Source organism: Nitrospira sp. Vd2, assembly GCF_979581665.1.
The window spans coordinates 12776-27163 of record NZ_CEFZSK010000001.1; the positions used below are offsets into that span (position 1 = coordinate 12776).

Sequence of the window (14388 nt, forward strand, 5' to 3'; positions counted from 1 at the left end):
GCACCTGGCTCCGGCCGGATCCTATAGGGAGAAGAAGGAGAGATCATGAGGTTGACGGTCACGGCGTCGGAGATCCACCAGGGCAAAGTCCTCGAGCTCGACTGCGATCAGGAAATCGTGAGCGTGTTGGATACCAACGGTCAGCTGCTGGGCAGTGTGAGCTGGGATTCGGTGATCGATTGGGTCCGCTCGACGGCTCAACAGGACGGGTGTCGGCATGTCCGCGCCCATCCCCGGGCGCCCTTAGCCGTCAAGGTGCGGTACAGTACGCCGGAAGGTAAGAATTATGACGGGCTCACCGGCGGCATCGGTGGCGGAGGCCTCTTCATCGAGAGCAGCATGCCGCTGCCCGTCGGCTCTGATCTCAGTATTGAATTCGCCTTGCCGGATCGGCCGCTCGAGCAGATCAAGGCGAAAGGGAAGGTCTGCTGGGTGCGGAGTAAGCCGGACCGGTTCACGCTCTATCCCGGGATGGGTATCCAGTTCACCGACATCGAGCCGGCCGCCCGAGACCACGTGATGGATTTGGTCAAGTCGCTCATCGAGGTTCGGCAGGTTTCGTCAGTTCCGCGATAGCCCAGTGTACCCATCGCTGCACGCTCGGATTGGCATCCTGCGTCGCGGCCTGCAGCATCCGCACCGTCGTCTCGTCTCCTAGCTTCCCCAAACGGTAGGCGGCCTCACTGCGTACCCCTGCGTCATCGTCCTCCCGAAGGCGTTCGGCAAGGACCGAAATGGCCCGACGGTCGCCGAGCTCACCAAGCGCGGCCACTGCCGCATGCCTGACCTTTGGATCATGATCCCGCAACGTCTCAACCAGATTCGGAAAAGCCTCTGCTGCTTCCATCTCACCGAACGCGAGGAGGACGGCCTGCTTTTCCTGTGGCGTACCGTGACGAAGGATCTCTCCCAACGTTGCGATGCTGTCGCCATCGGGGCCTAGCCGTCCGAGTGCAATGGCCGCTGCGTGAGCGACTGAGGGCACGGGATCACGAAGCAGCGACGCCAGACGAGGGCGCGCACGACTTGCGACCTGGGGTTCGACATTGCCGAGCCCCCACGCGCTGTATTCGCGCACGAGCGGATCAGCATCCGCAAGCCCTGTGATGAGGCTGTCGACCGCTTCGGGCACGGCGATCTTCGCAAGGGACAGCGCCGTCGTTCGGCGCGCGTCTGGGTCAGGCGCCGACATCAAGGCAACGAGACGCGCGGCGACGACGTCAGGAGACTCGGGAGTGGGACTCCTTGTGCACCCGGGCGACGTTAGCAAGAAGAGAACGGTTGCAAGAAATAATAGAAAGAGCGGGGAGAGAGGAGGCCACCTCACGCTTTTGGCGGCTCGTCCGCGACCGACTGTTGCTTCGCGGCTTCGATCGACTGCTCGATTTCCTTTTGCGCCGCATCCATCTCCGCCCGGATCGTCCGCATCTCGGGGTCGATCGCGTGACGAACGTCAGCCGCCGCCTGGCGAAACGTCCGTAACGTGTCGCCGAGACTTTCGCCGAGATGCTGGAGATCTTGCGACGACAGATCAGAGCCGGACTGCTGTTTCTGACCCGCCGCTCGCATGGCGGCCTGTTGCGCTTGGACGCGAGCGACCGCGTCTTTGTTCACAATTGCCGAAGGCCGCTTCGCAGCGGGCTTCGGTTGAGTGCCAGGGGGAAGCGGTGGATAGACGCCTTGTGGTTGCGGCGGAGGAGAGGCCATTCGATCTTCCATTGTCGGGGGTGCGGCCTGATTAGCGGATGTCGGTTGACTTGTCGATTGAGCCGGTGTCCCTTGAGGAGACGTCGAGGCCGCATTTGACCGCGGTGGCGCCTTCGGCTGAGCCGGTTGTGGGGCGGCGGCCGCCATCAATGCGGCTGTCGTCCCCGGTGTCAACTCCGGCCCCGGCCGATACGGGGCGGTCGGAGCGGGTGAGGCGCTTGGCGCCGACCCGGTGGCTTGAGCCTGGGCCGGTGAAGACGACGTCGATGAAGCTTCAGGGGGTGGGGGCGATGCCGTGTCCGGTTCGACGGGCGGCGCCTCGTGCACCTCTTTTTTGAAGCCCTTGAGCGCCTTGCCGAGGCCTTCACCAAGTTGAGGCAGACGACCCGCCCCAAAGATGATAAAGACGATCGCCAGAATCAGGATGAGTTCAGAAAACCCCAGCGTCCCGAACATCGCCTCTCCTACACTATCCTGACTCTATCCGCTGCTTCTCCGCGAAGTCAAGCGAAGCACGATGGGGACTGAGCCGGGTGAAAGCGAAGTAAGTATTGGTCGGTTAGGCGAGGATCGGCACCACCTCCGTTTGGATCGGTTGGCCGAAGATCTGAACGTCCTTCTCGGTCACGTAGACGTCCAGTTCACTGCGCACGCCGAACTCCTCGGGAAGGTAAATGCCGGGTTCGATCGAGAAGCACGTGCGCGGCAAGAGGCGGCGGCCGTCACGTGTTTCCAGATTGTCGATGTTCGCGCCGTTGCCGTGGACCTCCTCGCCGATGGAGTGTCCGGTGCGGTGAAGAAAATATTCACCATAGCCTGCGTCATGGATCACGCGGCGGCACACGTCATCGACTTCCCAGCCGGCCGGAAAATGCCCGGCCCGTATACGGTCGGCCACGAACGTGACAGCGGTGTCGCGCGCCGAGCGGACGATCGCGAAGAGGTTTTGATGGCGAGCCGGCACGCGTCGTCCGACAAATCCTGTCCAGGTAATGTCGGCGTACACGGCGCCCGGCTGGGTGCGTTTCATCCAGAGATCGATCAAAAGAAAACTGCCCGATTGAATCGGGGCCGATCCTTCCCGGGCGGGTCCGTAGTGCGGGTCCGCGCTATGGCGATCGACGGCGACGATGGGGGGGTGAGAAGTGGTAAAGCCGTCCCGCTGCATGGCCAGCACCATAAATTGCTGCAGGTCGTACTCCGTGATCCGTTTGCCGGCATGCGTCTGCATGGCGACGTGCTGGAAGGTCCGGTCGACCAACCGGCGAAGGGCCTCCGCGGCCTCCCGATGAGACGCAAGTTGGTTCTCGCTCCACACGGCCTCAAAACGTTGCACCAAGTCGGCGGACGACTCCACGGCCACACCGAAGCTCCGGATCAGTTCGATCGTGCCGGCATCCACCCGCGCCAGATACGGAATCGCGTTCATTGGCGAATACTGCATCGCCACGCGGCGTGCGTCTTTCAACATGGCCGCGAGCTGCGTCTGCTGTTCGGTCCACCCGACATAGAACTGTGTCGCACCGGGCAGTGAGTGGAGGATGTGCGGCTCGATCCGGTGGACAACCTTCGTCGGTTCCCCGCGGGCGGGGATCCAATAGAACCAGCGCCGGGTCACGTGGACATGGGGATCGAGGAGCAGCACTCGGTAGGCCAAGGGGTCGCTGCCTCGAAAATCGTAGAACAGCCAGCCGTCCAGGCCGGCTTCGATCAACGCCGCCTGGATCTCGTCAACGCGCTGCTGCGTGTCATGAACCATGGCGGATAATAGCGATCGCGGGGGCGGACGGTCAATTTCGAATCCCAGCCGGTGAGTCATGGCGGGGGAGGCCGCCATGCCGTGCTAGAATGCACAAGGAGGTTTCGTGACGACACTCCCCACGCCGTCGCATCCGCAATATCGCATCAGTCTCTTCTATGGTCCGGAGCCGGTTGACGGCGCCGAAGGCCGCGTGAGTTGCGTCTTCAACGTCAAGAAACGAAGCTGGAAGGCGGGGGTTCAAATCGGCGTCGAGGTCCTTGCCTCTCAGGTCGCGCGACTGCGCGCCGCGCTCGGGTTCGACGCGTGGCTCCACATGGTGACCGCATCGGTGGCCGAGGCGGAGCGGGAATCGTATCGACTGCGTGGCGATGAAGTGTTCGTTCAGGAAGTCTGTACGATCAAACTTGTCGCGGCGCTCGCGCATGATGTGGGGCAGGAAAACACTAGCGTGCCGGCCCACCTGTACATCGATGACGTCGATCGCGCCGTCATGGACGCCGCGGCGCGTATCAAGGCCAAGATCCTCGCCGAACTCGACCTTACCGCTGCGTAGCGCACTTCCGGTTGCATCGAGCACCGATTTGTTGTAATGACATGCGCGCCCACTCGGCCGTCGTCAGGTTGGCAGCGTCGATGGTCGCTACGACGGTGGATCAAGAGGCAGAAGGGGAGGACAGGCATGAAGTCCCACGGACGGGGATTTAAAATTGTCACCGCGCTCGTCATCGTCGCGTTCATTCATCTCATGAATGTCTCAACGGGCTGGACGCAGCCGGCGGGGGCTGGCTCGAACGAACAAACGGAAAGCACAGGGATTCAGTACGGGTACGGCACGGCGAGTGTGTTCGCGAGTCTGCCCTATGGGCTGGGGAAGTTCCTGTTTGCGACGCTCGGCGGGATTATCGGCGGCTTCACGTGGGCGTTCAGCGGGGGCAATACCAAAGCGGCGAAATCCGTCTGGGACACCAGTATGCGCGGCACGTATGTCATTACGCCCGAGCATCTGAAGGGTGAGAAAAGCGTGCGCTTCCTCGGTGTGCCATCGGAGGCCGAGCCCGGATCGGAGTCGACGACCGAACCGAGTCCGGAGCCTGCTCCGAGCGAACCCGCCAAATAGAGGGCATGAAGCCGATTATCGGGGTGACGCCGGATTTCAATGCCGGCGATCGCGAAGACATGGGTGGGCGTGAGCCCACCTATTTTCTCCGTGCCCGATATATTCGAGCCATCGAAGACCTCGGCGGCGTGCCGCTCATTCTCCCGCTCAGTGCCGGTAAACCGACTCGTCGCGCGCTGTTGAGCCGGGTGCATGGCGTGATGCTCACCGGTAGCGGCCCCGATCTTCCACCACGGCTCTATGCGGAGCGCCAGCAATATCCATTTCGTGTGGTGAGCCGCGAGCGGTATGACTATGAGCTGGACCTGGCACGGGCGGCGGTGGAACGCAACATTCCCATATTGGGAATTTGCGGTGGAATGCAGGCGCTGAACGTCGCGCTCGGCGGTAGCCTGGTCCAAGACATCCCCTCTCAACTCGCAAACCCGCTCCCCCACCGGTCGCCGTTTCCGGCCACCCGCCTCTCGCACAGCGTCCAGGTCAAAGAGCGGACGCTGCTCCACCGTATCGTCAAACAAGTCACCATACGGGTGAATAGCTCTCATCACCAGTCGGTGAAACGTGTCGCGCCCGGGCTGATCGCCAGTGCCATCGCGTCGGATGGCGTGATCGAAGCGATCGAGGCACCTGCCCATCCATTTTTTCTCGGCGTCCAATGGCACCCCGAGTTTCTCTATGACCGCCATGAACTTCACCGTCGTCTGTTTCAGGCATTCGTGCGCGCGGCTGCCCGTCGCCCACGCGAGTCGCTGACGGCATGAGCCAGCTCCCGCGCTCGGCAGCGATGACCCGCAAGCCTGCTATACTTTTGTCCATGCTGTCTTCACCAAAAGGAGCGTGAGTGCTGCCCTCTCGCCGTTCGTTCTTCCGGCTGAAATCCATCTCGCAGATCCTGGCCGACTCGGACCATCCCGAACACCGACTCAAAAAGACGCTCACGGTCTGGGACCTTACCGCGCTCGGGATCGGCGCGATCATCGGGACCGGGATCTTTGTGCTGATCGGCACGGCCGTCGTGGGGGATGCACACCGTCCGGGAGCCGGCCCGGGCATCGTCCTCTCGTTCATCTTGTCCGGAGCGACGTGCGCGCTCGCGGCGCTGTGCTATGCCGAATTCTCCGCGATGATCCCGGTCGCGGGCAGCGCCTATACTTACTCGTATGCGACGCTCGGAGAGTTTTTGGCCTGGATTACCGGGTGGAATTTAATTCTCGAGTATGGAGTTGCGTGCGTGGCCGTCGCGATCGGCTGGTCCGGCTATTTCAACAACATCCTGAAGACCGTCGGCATCGAGCTGCCGGTCTGGGCGACCCATGCGCCGTTGGACGGCGGGATCGCCAATATTCCCGCGGCCGTCATCGTGCTGCTGGTCACGGCGGTATTGATCCGTGGGGTCAAAGAAAGTGCGCGGGCGACGGGCGTGATCGTCTTGGTGAAGATCGTCGTGATCCTCTTTTTCATCGCCGTGGGGAGTTTCTCCGTGGAACCCGCCAACTGGGCGCCGTTCATGCCGTTCGGCTTCCAGGGCGTGGGCGCGGCGGCCGCCATCATCTTTTTCGCCTATATCGGATTCGACGCAGTGTCGACGACCGCGGAGGAAGCCAGGAATCCACAACGCGACATTCCCGTCGGGATCATCGCCTCGCTCGCGGTCTGCACGATCCTGTACGTCATTGTGGCGGCCGTGCTTACCGGTATCATTCCCTACTCGCAGATCGATGTCCATGCGCCGGTGGCCGAGGCGTTACGCGTCGCCGGCTTTCACTGGGGAGCGGCCCTGGTCGCAACCGGGGCCGTGGCCGGAATTACGAGCGTACTCTTCGTCATGATGATCGGTCAGATCCGCATTTTCTTCGCGATGTCGCGGGATGGCCTGCTGGGACCATGGCTGTCGCGCGTGCATCCGCGCTTTCGGACGCCGCACCACGCAACGCTGTTAACGGGGGGCGGTGTCGCCTTGCTCGCGGCATTCGTGCCGATCGGTGAAGCGGCCGACATGACGAACATCGGCACGCTCTTCGCCTTCGTGCTCGTCTGCGCCGGTGTCATCATTCTCAGAAAGACCAACCCCGATCACCCGCGCCCGTTTCGCATCCCGCTCATGCCGTGGATTCCATTGCTCGGCATTGCGGCCTGCCTCGGCCTCATGGCCTTTCTGCCAGTCATGACATGGATTCGCTTTTTCGTGTGGACAGTGATTGGGATCGCGACCTACGTCACCTACAGCGCGAAGCACAGCCGGTTGTGTGAACGGGAATCGATTCCGACGCCTGCAATCGCCGAGCGCTAACGAGTTTCGGAGGAGGGCGCCGCGGAGGCCGGCTGATCATCCTGCGCGGCGGCCGGGGCGGTGGACGGAGTGGCCTGATTGGTGGATGGCGCGATAGTGCCGGTTTGAGAAGGCGTCGCGGACTGCGGGGCCGCCGTCGTCGGTTTCGAGTCTCCAGTCGGCGAGGCTCCTGCGCCAGCCGCCGTCGGTGTACCTGGGGGGGTGGCGGGCTTGGGGGCTGCGGCCGGTTTCGGCGGCGCTGGTTTCTCCGGTTTGATGCCGCCTTCCCACGCGGGCCCCGTGTACATGTCCGGCGAGAGCCCGCTGGCCTTCCATTTTTCCTCAAAATCGGCGGCCGCGCGATTGGCCGTTTCACCCTTCCCCACGATGTCTCTCCAGGGATAAACGCGCGGCGCGATCTCACAGCCGTTCGGCCCCTTGTTCAAATACAACGCGATCGGATTGCCGCGATAGGGGCCGAGAAAAATGTGGATACTTCCGACATACTCGAGCAGCGAGGCCATAAGGGTTCGCATGATGCCACATTGACAACCTCTATCTCAAGACGGACGATACACCGGATCGACCGGTTGTCCTACATCTAGATGTAGGATCACTTCCGAGCACAACATGGCATGCAGAATTCCGCAGGATGTTCAAAAAGGCTGCTCTTCTTCACCGCCCTTCCCGGCGCGCCAAGACGCGCCCCTTTCCGTTCAAGGCCGCAGTGAGGCGCACGGCGTCACGGATACGTGACGCCACGTTTGTGCGCGCCGGCGAGATGGTGAGCCGGCCGTGTCTTGAGGCGAGGCATACTCATTTATGCCCGCCCAACCCGAGCCCGCCAAGACAGGCTCTTGTCCGGGGCGGTACGTTGCGTCTCCGAGCGAACGAGAACGCAGCTGGCAGCCTATTTCAACATCCTGCCTAGACAAGGCCGACGAGGGGGCAGAGCAGGCGCAGCATGAGCCAGATCACGAAGCTGCCGATGAGGTCGAAGAGGAGGCCGGTACGGATCATCGCGCTCATGGGTACGAGTGACGTGCCGTAGACAATCGCATTGGGCGGGGTAGAGACGGGGAGCGCAAACCCCAGGCTGGCACCCAGACAGGCTCCGAGCGCGGGTGGCAGCGGGGAGACGCCGTCGACCCGGGCGATGCCGATCACGACGGGGATGACCAAGCTGGCCGCGGCCGTGTTCGAGCCCAACTCGCTCACGAGGACAGCAGCGACAATGGCCATGGCTGTTAAGCCCCATACGGTCGTCATCCCGAAGAGTCGCACGAATGCTTCTCCCATTGCAGCGGACAGTCCCGTCTTATTCATGAGATCGCCGAAGGCAAGTCCTCCGCCGAACAATAAGACGACGCCCCAGTTGATATTCTTGGCCTGATGCCAAGTCAGTACGGGCGTCCCTCGTCTTCGGTCGCCGGGTAGGACGAACAGTAAGCCGGCGGCCAGCAGGGCGACTATCTCATTGGGAACGTGCGTGTGGAGCCACTCGGCAACTTCGCCGCCACTGACTGCAGTCACAATCCCAGGCCCGATCCACAGTACGACCGCTGTGCCGAACGCCATGCAGACGTTCATCTGCCCGGTCGTCCACCTGACCTTCTGCATCGTGGGTCGATGCGGTACCGTAAAGGACGAATGCGGCCGATAGAGAGACCGAAGAAGCAGCCAGGACATCAGAAGCAGGACGGCAGCCGTGGGCAGTCCGAACGCCAACCAGGTCACGAAGGAGATCGTGGTGCCGGTCTCTTCGGCGATCAACCCGACGCCGATCAGGTTCGGCGGCGTGCCGACGAGCGTTCCCATGCCGCCTGCGGTGGCGGCATACGAGAGCATGAGCATCAGTGCCGTGCGGTAGCTGGCGCTGACCTCGCCTGCCTCCTCGACGGCATTCAACACTCCCAGGGCAATGGGAAGCATCATCGCCGTCGCGGCCGTATTGCTGATCCACATCGAGACGGCGGCGGTCGCGACACCCAGCGCGAACAGCAGCCGAACGGGGCTCGTGCCGACCCATGGCAATCCCAGCATCCATTCCGCGAGTGTTCGGTCGACGTGATGAATCGCCATCGCTTCCGCGAGCAAAAAGCTTCCGATAAAGAGAAAGATCACCGGGTGGCCGTAGGCGGCAAAAATCGTTTTGACGGAGCCGAGCCCCAGCAGGACAGCCGCCTCGCTGCCCAGGAGGGCCGTGATCGGCAAGGGAATCGGTTCGGCGATCCAGTAGACCACGACACAGGCCAGCAGCGCGGCCAGAAGGTGGGCTGGCCGTTCGAGATTCAGCGGCAGAAGAAGGACGAGCACGCTGGCGATCGGACCGGCGACCAAGGCCGGCCATCGTCGAACGGCGGGGGCAAGATCGCCAGTGGCCGTCACGAAGCGCTAGCCCGCATTATTCATGACGGTTCGTCGCGAAATCGCGGAGCCGCGCGAGACGGGCAAGCGCAGCTGCGAGGGAAGGAGGCATACTCACTGCAGTATGTCGACTGACCGAGTGGCGAGCACGCCAGTCGCAGCAGCGGATCGGTGATTGCAGCAGAACTGCTCATGAATAATATAGGCTAGAACCCGTGCCGGGCCACGGATGGCATCATGCGGAGGGCCGCGCTTCGACCGGCCGCGTTACCGGCTGGCTTTCGGGTCGCTGACGGACGAGAAAGACGGCCACGATCAAGACAAGGATCACGCCCACGTTGACGCCGACGTCCATCAAGTAGTGATAGAACTGCGAGTCGCTCACTTCGGGCAGGTGCGCTAATTCGGCGCTCGCGGTCAGTACGCGTCGCGTGCAGGCGATGATCCCGACGGCCAGGTACGGCTCCAACGCGAGAATTTCGGTTTGGAGAAACCGCACAACCGTCCGGAACAATTCGAGCAGGATGATGACGAGCAGGAGATCATTGAGCAGTTTCAGGCCAGCGGCGAGCAGCGTGCCCTTAGCCAGCGTCGACATGGCGAAGACGTACCAGCTGTGCGCGAAGATCAGCATGCCGAGGACAAGCAGGCTGAAGCCCGCAGTAATGTATCCCCACCGGTCGAGCCATTCCATCCAGGTCAGCCACTGCTTCATCGATTCGCTGTGCTCGCGCATTCCTTCACGCATTCCCATGCGGGCCGGGTTCGGGGTCTGTCGGTGTGCGGCGCATTTGATCGAACCGCAATTCCCGCATCGAACTCGCCGTGAGCGAGTGGCCGCAACAGACGATCTCACGGAAGCCGGCCCCGCCGTCGACGATCATCACGCGAAGGCCGCAGGAGTCGGGATACAGCTTGCGTTCATCCAAGATCATCCCGACCGGTAACGTACCGCGTTTCCGGCCTTTCGTCGATCCGACCTGCTCGACGACGTCCGCTTCCGTGAGATCGTGATCGCAGCAGACGACCTTTTGAAAGCCGTCGCCGCCGGCCATGACCTTGATCACCAGACCGCAGCTCTCGGGAAACCGTTTGTGTTCGTCGATCACATCGCCTTTCTTCAACGCCATGCCATCCTCAACCGCCTCGGTGCGTGGTTCATCGGCCGTCAGGTGTGCCGCTGTGCGCGGCCGCCATCCCGCCACGTTCGTTCACAAGCTGAAAGACGAGGAGCCCGACTGCAAAGAACACCGCCATGGACAGCACCGCCCACCGTTGGCTGCCGGCCCACGCGGTGACCTCGCCATAGACGATGGGCCCGATGATCGCGGCGAATTTCCCCGTCACGGAAAAAAATCCGAAGAACTCTGCCTGGTGTCCCGAGGGCGTGAACGTCGCCAGCAACATCCGACTCGACGACTGATTTGCGCCCAGTGCCGCCCCGGCGACGAGGCCGATCGCGTAAAACTGCGCCTTCGTTTGGACGACCGTCGCTGCAAAGGCCACAGCGATCCAGGTCACGAGCGTGATCGTGATGGTCCGTTTCGCGCCGATTCGATCGGCCAGCACGCCGAAGCCGACCGCGCCCACACCCGCCGTCACTTGCGTAATGAGAAAATACATAATCAGATCAGCCGGGGAAAAGTCCAGGACTTTGTTGGCAAAAATCGCGGACGCGACGATCACCGTGTTGATCGCATCCGTATAGATGAGATAGGCCGCGAAATAGACGACGAGATCTCGGTACCGACCCACATGCCACGCCGTCGCGCGGAGTCGACTGAAGGCCTCGAGCCACACCGACCGCGATGTGCCGGATGATTCTGGCGTCGCCCGCTCTGTGAGCCAAAGGAACGTCGGGAGGGCGGCGACCAAAAAGAAGCCCGCGGTGACCGCGAAGCTTGCGCGATAGGAGGCCAAGTTGGTCACGACAAACCCGCCTTTGATGAAGGGATAGGCAATCGCAAGCGAGAGCAGGCCTCCGGCGTAGCCAAGGCCCCAGCCGTATCCGGAGATGCGGCCCATGTTCTGAGGCGTCGCAATCTCGACCAGGAACGCGCTGCAGAACATGAATCCGAGGTCGAATGCGATATTGGCGATGCCAAAGAGGATCAGGCCAGCCGCCACGTCGCCTTCCTTCACACAGGCAAGACTTGCTGTGGCGAGAACGCAGACGAGCGTGGAGCCGATCAAGAACGGCCGTTTGATCGCTCGCGCGTCGGCAATGGCACCCAGCGGGGGCGACAGGAGCGCGACGAACAGCATCGAGGCCGCGTAGCCCCAAAACCAGAGGCGCTCCGGTGTCCCTTCGTGCCCAGGGGTGGCATAGGGACGTGCCACGACTTGGACGAAATAGACGCTATAGGCCACCGTAACGATGAGTGTGGTGAAAGACGAGTTGGCAAAGTCGTAGAGGCACCACGACCACAACTCTTTGGTCGTGACGGGCCGGGGTGTCACACCGTTGCTTGTGCCCGCTGCTCGCCGGTTCGGCGGAGGGTATCCAGAACGGCTTGGTGAGCAGCCGAGCCGACGACCTGTTTCACGCGCCGCGGGTCGGCTGGCGTGTAGGGAAGGAGGTAGCGCTCTTTCAGGTGCACGATGCGGCGTACCGAGTCATCAAGTCGGCTCTCCGCGATTTTCCCGTCTTTGACCGCCCGGTAGACCGCTTCCATTGCGGCCACTTCGCGGTCGCGATCCTTACAGATCAGCAGGATGTCCGCTCCAGCCTGCAATGCGAGGATGGCTGCCTCTTCAATTCCATAATGGTCGATGATCGCGCGCATCTCCAGATCGTCGGTGATGATCACGCCCTTAAAGCGGAGTTGCGTGCGGAGGAGGTCGCTGAGCACGATATAGGACAGCGTGGCCGGGAATTGCGCGTCGAGCTGCGTGTAGGAGACGTGCGCGGTCATGATCGTCGTCAAGCCGTTCTCGACCGCATGGCGGAATGGCCGCACTTCGTTCTCGAGTAGGCGCTCCAACGGTGTGGACACGACGGGGAGCTCGAGATGAGAGTCGGCCACCGTGTCCCCGTGCCCGGGAAAGTGCTTCCCACAGGCGACGACCTTGTTGTCCTGGAGGCCCGCAATCGTCGCGAGCCCGAGTTCACAGACCTCGGCCGCTTTCCCGCTGAAGGCGCGATCGCCGATGATCGGATTGTCGGGGTTCGTATTCAAGTCCAGAACCGGCGCCATGTTCATGTTGATCCCGACCGCCTTCAATTCCGCCGCTGTGGTGGCCGCCACCTCGTACGCCAACGCGGTGGAGCCGCATGACCCGAGCCGTGCGCACGGAGGAAAGATCGTAAAGCCGTCGGGGAGCCGCGAGACCCGGCCGCCTTCCTGATCCACCGCAATCAAGAACGGATACCGCTTCGCCTGCTCCTGGAGCGCGTTGGTCAGCGAGACGATTTGGTCCGCAGAGACGAGGTTGCGGCGAAAGACGATCAGGCCGCCCGGCTGATAGTGGGTGAGGAGGTCGGCGAGCTCGGGCGAGGCGGCCGTGCCGTCAAAGCCCAACATGAAGAGCTGCCCGACTTTCTCCCGAAGGGTCAGGCCGCTCATGCGCGCCCCGCGGCGAGGCCGTGACCGCGGCTTTCGCTCTCGTCGATCAAGTACTGCAGCAGGAGGCGGGTACCGATGCCCGTCGGACCCTTCGAAATATACGCGCGCTCGCGCTCACTCCAGTCGGTGCTGGCAATATCCAGGTGGACCCACGGGTAGTCGCCCACGAACTTGCTCAAGAACAGAGCCGCCGTGATCATGCCGCCCCCCCGGCCCCCGATATTGCGCATATCGGCAACATCGCTCCTGAGCTGCTCGAAATATTCGTCCCACAGCGGCATCTCCCAGACCCGCTCGCCTGATTTGAGGCCCGCCTGTTGGATCCGGTGTTTGAGCCCTTCGTTGTTGCTGAACATGCCCACGGCAAATTGTCCCAATGCGACCATGCACGCGCCCGTCAATGTCGCGATATCGATGATCGCGGCGGGCTCGAAGCGGGTGGCGTAATTCAAGCCGTCGGCGAGGATCAGGCGGCCTTCTGCATCGGTATTTTGCACCTCCACCGTCCTGCCCGATAAGGTGCGGAGCACATCTCCCGGCTTGATCGCGCGGCCGCCCGGCATGTTTTCAGTTGCCGGCAGGATGCCGATCACGTGCAGCGGGAGACGCAACCGTGACGCGGCTCGGATCGTGGCCAGAACCTCGGCCCCGCCGGTCATGTCCGCTTTCATCTGCTCCATGTTCTCCGCCGGCTTCAGCGAAATGCCGCCGGTATCGAACGTGATCGTCTTGCCGACCAAGACGATCGGTTTGCGGGCCCGGCCGTTGCGCTTGCCGATCGCATCGCCGGTGTATTCGAGCACAATAAACTTCGGCGGCTCATGGCTTCCGCGCGCCACCCCGAGGAAGGCTCCCATCCCGAGTTTTTCAGCGTCGCGCTGCTCGAGAATCTTCACTCGGACGTTCCGCTCCTTGGCGACCTTCTTGGCCTCGGCCGCAATGCGGGACGGCGTCATGACGTTCGCGGGATGATTGCAGAGATCGCGCACGAACATGGCGGCCTCGGCCGTTGCCATGCCTCGCCGCACACCCTCCTTGATGTCCGCTTGTGCCTCATTCTCCGGATCGACGATCGTCATCCGTTGCACCGGCTTCGATTCGTCGCCGTTGCTCGTCCGATACTCGGTGAATTGATAGGTGCCGAGCAGGGCGCCTTCGGTCATCGCCTGGGCCAGCTCGATGTCCGAGGCGGTGAGGACGCTGCGCCCGTGGAGCGTTGTGGCCCAGGAGGTTGCCGCCGATTGACGGACCCGTTTGACGGCCGTCGCCATCGCTTGTCGGACAATATCGAGCTTCGCGTCCTTTTGCTTGCCAAATCCGACGAGCAACACGCGCTTGGCAGGAAGCTGTCCGTGCGTGTGGACGAGAACCGTCTGGTTCAACTTGCCCTGAAATTCACCGCTCTTGAGCAGGTCGCGCAAGAACCCGCGCAGCACCCGATCGACGTCGGCGGCCTCGCTCTGGAACGTGGATTCACCTTCCCAATGCGTGAGGACGAGCACCTCGGCCGATTCCTGCTCCGCACGCCCTTGCTTGACTTTCACGTCCATTCAATTCTCCTCTACGGGATGTTGAAAAAGGCCGCCAACTTCCACTGGGC

At 62.4% G+C, this 14388-nt stretch carries 15 protein-coding genes; 5 read left to right on the top strand and 10 right to left on the bottom strand.

The genetic code is table 11. From position 1 onward, the window contains the following. The first annotated feature begins 45 nt into the window (after window positions 1-45). On the top strand, window positions 46-576 hold the full coding sequence (locus AC1U7K_RS00080; protein ID WP_480248772.1) for a PilZ domain-containing protein: 531 nt from the start codon (window positions 46-48) through the stop codon (window positions 574-576). Here the strand turns inward: AC1U7K_RS00080 and AC1U7K_RS00085 are convergent. The 3 genes from AC1U7K_RS00085 to AC1U7K_RS00095 all read right to left on the bottom strand — a co-directional run bounded on the left by AC1U7K_RS00085 (window position 539) and on the right by AC1U7K_RS00095 (window position 3466). Beyond that, window positions 539-1192 carry a HEAT repeat domain-containing protein gene (locus AC1U7K_RS00085; protein ID WP_480248773.1) on the bottom strand — a complete coding sequence of 218 codons (654 nt, stop codon included), beginning with the start codon at window positions 1190-1192 and terminating at the stop codon, window positions 539-541. The two genes, AC1U7K_RS00080 and AC1U7K_RS00085, sit on opposite strands and share 38 nt — an antisense overlap. 131 nt (window positions 1193-1323) lie before the next feature. Continuing rightward, window positions 1324-2163: a twin-arginine translocase TatA/TatE family subunit gene (locus AC1U7K_RS00090; protein WP_480248774.1), complete on the bottom strand. Its 840-nt coding sequence runs from the start codon at window positions 2161-2163 to the stop codon at window positions 1324-1326. 103 nt (window positions 2164-2266) lie between these two features. Continuing rightward, window positions 2267-3466: a M24 family metallopeptidase gene (locus AC1U7K_RS00095; RefSeq protein ID WP_480248775.1), complete on the bottom strand. Its 1200-nt coding sequence runs from the start codon at window positions 3464-3466 to the stop codon at window positions 2267-2269. A 106-nt stretch (window positions 3467-3572) separates the two neighbouring features. On the opposite strand from AC1U7K_RS00095, the gene AC1U7K_RS00100 reads away from it, so the two are divergent. From AC1U7K_RS00100 to AC1U7K_RS00115, 4 genes are all read left to right on the top strand, one after another. Continuing rightward, complete coding sequence (locus AC1U7K_RS00100) at window positions 3573-4022, top strand: hypothetical protein (protein WP_480248776.1); 450 nt, start codon at window positions 3573-3575, stop codon at window positions 4020-4022. 126 nt (window positions 4023-4148) lie between these two features. Next, entirely contained in the window at window positions 4149-4586 is a 438-nt protein-coding gene (locus AC1U7K_RS00105) for a hypothetical protein (protein WP_480248777.1), read from the top strand. 5 nt (window positions 4587-4591) lie between these two features. Then, entirely contained in the window at window positions 4592-5347 is a 756-nt protein-coding gene (locus tag AC1U7K_RS00110) for a gamma-glutamyl-gamma-aminobutyrate hydrolase family protein (RefSeq protein WP_480248778.1), read from the top strand. Window positions 5348-5427: 80 nt separating this feature from the next. Continuing rightward, complete coding sequence (locus AC1U7K_RS00115; protein WP_480248779.1) at window positions 5428-6876, top strand: amino acid permease; 1449 nt, start codon at window positions 5428-5430, stop codon at window positions 6874-6876. Here the strand turns inward: AC1U7K_RS00115 and AC1U7K_RS00120 are convergent. The 7 genes from AC1U7K_RS00120 to AC1U7K_RS00150 all read right to left on the bottom strand — a co-directional run bounded on the left by AC1U7K_RS00120 (window position 6873) and on the right by AC1U7K_RS00150 (window position 14338). Next, the gene (locus tag AC1U7K_RS00120; protein WP_480248780.1) at window positions 6873-7391 is read right to left on the bottom strand and encodes a hypothetical protein; all 519 of its coding nucleotides are present in this window, start codon (window positions 7389-7391) and stop codon (window positions 6873-6875) included. The two genes, AC1U7K_RS00115 and AC1U7K_RS00120, sit on opposite strands and share 4 nt — an antisense overlap. A 391-nt stretch (window positions 7392-7782) precedes the next feature. Continuing rightward, a complete protein-coding gene (locus AC1U7K_RS00125; RefSeq protein ID WP_480248781.1) occupies window positions 7783-9243 on the bottom strand; it encodes an SLC13 family permease in 1461 nt (486 codons plus the stop codon). A gap of 214 nt (window positions 9244-9457) precedes the next feature. Continuing rightward, window positions 9458-9958 carry a phosphate-starvation-inducible PsiE family protein gene (locus AC1U7K_RS00130; RefSeq protein WP_480248782.1) on the bottom strand — a complete coding sequence of 167 codons (501 nt, stop codon included), beginning with the start codon at window positions 9956-9958 and terminating at the stop codon, window positions 9458-9460. 4 nt (window positions 9959-9962) lie between these two features. Next, window positions 9963-10352: a hypothetical protein gene (locus tag AC1U7K_RS00135; protein ID WP_480248783.1), complete on the bottom strand. Its 390-nt coding sequence runs from the start codon at window positions 10350-10352 to the stop codon at window positions 9963-9965. A gap of 28 nt (window positions 10353-10380) precedes the next feature. Next, a complete protein-coding gene (locus tag AC1U7K_RS00140; protein WP_480248784.1) occupies window positions 10381-11682 on the bottom strand; it encodes an MFS transporter in 1302 nt (433 codons plus the stop codon). Further along, the gene (nagZ, locus tag AC1U7K_RS00145) at window positions 11679-12788 is read right to left on the bottom strand and encodes a beta-N-acetylhexosaminidase (RefSeq protein ID WP_480248785.1); all 1110 of its coding nucleotides are present in this window, start codon (window positions 12786-12788) and stop codon (window positions 11679-11681) included. Before nagZ ends, AC1U7K_RS00140 begins: the two co-directional genes overlap by 4 nt. Next, complete coding sequence (locus AC1U7K_RS00150) at window positions 12785-14338, bottom strand: leucyl aminopeptidase (protein ID WP_480248786.1); 1554 nt, start codon at window positions 14336-14338, stop codon at window positions 12785-12787. The genes nagZ and AC1U7K_RS00150 overlap by 4 nt, the downstream gene beginning before the upstream one ends. Window positions 14339-14388: the final 50 nt, after the last annotated feature.